The organism is Paenibacillus soyae, from assembly GCF_024623455.1.
Classification (GTDB): Bacteria; Bacillota; Bacilli; order Paenibacillales; family Paenibacillaceae; genus Pristimantibacillus; species Pristimantibacillus soyae.
This window is the reverse complement of the sequence record NZ_JANIPJ010000106.1, coordinates 1-255: the sequence shown is the minus strand read 5'-3', so window position 1 is coordinate 255 and position 255 is coordinate 1. Positions and strand designations below refer to the sequence as shown.

Genomic DNA, 255 nt, shown 5'->3' with positions numbered 1-255 from the left:
CGAAGCTGTTGAAGGAAAAGCTGGAACTGCTACTCCGTGAAGAACTTAAAAACTACATGGCTGTAGAACAACCTCAAGAGCGTAACAGCCGTAACGGCCACTACACGCGTGCTTTCCAAACTCGCTATGGAACAATCCCGGATCTTCAGGTACCACGCGACCGCAAGGGCACGTTCCAGACGAGATTGTTCAAACCGTATCAACGCCGGGAAGGCTGGTTGGAAGAAGCGATCATTCACATGTACAAAGGCGGCA

At 51.0% G+C, this 255-nt stretch carries 1 protein-coding gene; it reads left to right on the top strand.

Annotation, left to right across the window (positions count from 1 at the left end; genetic code table 11):
- Nucleotides 1-255 (top strand): transposase (locus NQZ67_RS30965; protein ID WP_257453188.1); only part of this gene is annotated, 255 nt, incomplete at both ends.